Source organism: Pseudomonas sp. JV245A (assembly GCF_032424515.1).
GTDB classification, from domain to species: Bacteria; Pseudomonadota; Gammaproteobacteria; order Pseudomonadales; family Pseudomonadaceae; genus Aquipseudomonas; species Aquipseudomonas protegens.
In genome coordinates this window covers 1-2,406 of the sequence record NZ_VYKE01000323.1, presented here as the reverse complement: position 1 = coordinate 2,406, position 2,406 = coordinate 1, and the positions used below count along the sequence as shown (strand labels likewise).

Annotated in this window: 3 protein-coding genes; 2 read left to right on the top strand and 1 reads right to left on the bottom strand. The window is 66.5% G+C overall.

Annotation, left to right across the window (positions count from 1 at the left end):
* The coding region (locus F6S12_RS31200) for a formate dehydrogenase subunit delta (RefSeq protein WP_315869801.1) at nucleotides 1-144 on the top strand (144 nt) is incomplete at its 5' end.
* A 53-nt stretch (nucleotides 145-197) separates the two neighbouring features.
* Here the strand turns inward: F6S12_RS31200 and F6S12_RS31195 are convergent.
* Nucleotides 198-842, bottom strand: coding sequence for a hypothetical protein (locus F6S12_RS31195; RefSeq protein WP_011058704.1), 645 nt, complete (start codon nucleotides 840-842; stop codon nucleotides 198-200).
* Between the two features lie 198 nt (nucleotides 843-1,040).
* On the opposite strand from F6S12_RS31195, the gene F6S12_RS31190 reads away from it, so the two are divergent.
* Nucleotides 1,041-2,406 (top strand): sodium:solute symporter (locus tag F6S12_RS31190; protein WP_315869800.1); only part of this gene is annotated, 1,366 nt, incomplete at its 3' end.

The window sequence follows — 2,406 nt, the reverse complement described above, 5'->3', positions numbered from 1 at the left end:
GTGCTCAGCGTGCGCAACCACATGCAGATGTTCTGGACCCCAGGCATGCGCAAGGAACTGCTGGCCTGGCAGACCGAGCAGCAAGGGGCCGAACTGCATCCACTCGTGCAGCAGGCGGTGCGCGACGCGGGCTGGGAGGCCTAGACCAGCCCTCACCCCCGGCCTGCTACCCCAGGCCGGGGCTACCCTCCAACGGCTCAGCTACCCGGGCACTTGCTGTCCACCGGCGGCTTGGCCTGGACCGCCATCGGCATGACCGCTCCCGGCTTGCCCAGGGGCAACAACTGGTACACCGCAAAGGCACACATGGCTGCGGTTTCGCCGTTCGCCTGGGGGATGTAGTTCAGACCGACATAGGCCTCGTAGCTCTTGCCCGGCTCGAACAGCACCACCTTCCTCACCTCAGGGCAGGTGCTGTAGGTGCTGCCATAGCCACCTGCCGCCACGCCCCCGCCTTCCAGCAGGAAAGGCCGGCCCGCCGGTACCCGGTACTCGGTGGCGATCTCGTTGTAGGCGCCCTCGCCCCTGCGGATCGCCCCTGCGTAGGCCGGCAGTTTCGGCGCGAACCTGGGCAGCATGTCGATCTGCCGGGGCTGCACCGGGAACTGCGGGTAGTTGATGTTGGCCTGTTGATCGCTGCCGAAACGCCCGGCCTTGGCCAGGCGCTTGCTGTCCCCCAGGCACCCGGCATAGGCGTCCCCGCGCACCTCGCCGTTGGTGATCACCCGCAACTGCGCGGTCGGCACGCTCAGGGGCGGTTCCGAATAGGGCTGTACCGGTTTGACACTGCAAGCGCCGAGCAACGCCAACGCGGCCAGCAGGGTGGGAGTTGCGAGATTCATCACTGAAGTTTCCTTTGACTGAGGCGGCCACCGGGCCCGCACAGGCTATCGGCCGAGTGCCCGCAGCCTTCACTGCCACCCAGGCACTTTCCACAAAACACAAGCCAGCTTGTGCCCGCCGGGATGTACCCGGCAACCCCTGCCACCTACGCTGCGCCGACCTGCCTTCAACAACAAAAACAAAAGGAAGCGACGGTTATGGCACTCGATTATCTGGTAATGGCGATCTACGTCCTGCTGATGGCCGGCCTCGGCTGGTGGGGCATGCGCAAAGTGAAAAGCCAGGATGACTTTCTGGTGGCCGGGCGCCGCCTGGGCCCGGCCCTGTACCTGGGCACGCTGTCGGCGGTGATGCTCGGCGGCGCTTCCACCATAGGCTCGGTGCGCCTGGGCTACAGCTACGGCATTTCCGGGCTGTGGCTGGTGTTCATGCTGGGTCTGGGGATCATCGTGCTGAGCCTGGTGTTCTCCCGGCAGATCGCCCAGTTGCGGGTCTTTACCGTGACCCAGATCCTGGAGCAGCGCTATCAGGCGTCCTCGCGGCTGATCGGTGGCTGCGTGATGGTGGCCTACGACCTGATGGTGGCGGTGACCGCCACCATCGCCATCGGCTCGATCACCGAAGTGGTGTTCGAGATCCCGCGGATCACAGCGATCCTCTGCGGCGGCGGCCTGGTGATCTTCTACTCGGTGATCGGCGGCATGTGGTCGCTGACCCTCACCGACATCATCCAGTTCGTGATCATGACCCTGGGGATCTTCGGCGTCCTGCTGCCCATGAGCCTGGGCCAGGCCGGCGGCCTGGAAGCCTTGCAGGCCAACCTGCCGGCGGGCTTCTTCGAGCTGGGCAATATCGGCCTGGACACCATCCTCACCTACTTCCTGCTGTACTTCTTCGGCGCCCTGATCGGCCAGGACATCTGGCAGCGTCTGTTCACCGCCCGCAGTGAAAGCGTGGTGCGCTACGCCGGGCTCGGCGCCGGGATCTACTGCATGTTCTATGGCGCCGCCTGCGCCCTGGTGGGGGCCGCCGCCAAGCTGCTGTTGCCGGACCTGGCGGTGGCGGAAAACGCCTTCGCCGAAGTCACCCGCAGCGTGTTGCCCGCCGGCCTGCGCGGCTTGGTGGTGGCCGCTGCCCTGGCCGCCATCATGTCCACCGCCAGCGCCTGCCTGCTGGCGTCGGCCACGGTGCTCAAGGAAGACATCTACAGCCGCTTCCTTACCCGGGGCGGGGAAAACCACCTGGCCAGCAGCCGCTGGATCACCCTCGGGCTGGGCGCGGCGATGCTGTTGATGGCGTGCCTGGTGAACGACGTGATCGCCGGGCTGAGCATCGCCTACAACCTGCTGGTGGGCGGCCTGCTGGTGCCGATCATGGGCGCGCTGCTGTGGCGCCGCGCCTCGGCCAGGGGCGCCATCGCCTGCATGCTCACCGGCAGCCTGACGGTGATCGCGTTCATGGTCCGCGACGGCATTCTCGCCAACACCCCGATCTACTACGGGCTCGGGGTCAGCCTGCTGACCTTTGTCGGCGTCAGCCTGACAAGCCGGGCGGCACCGGCAC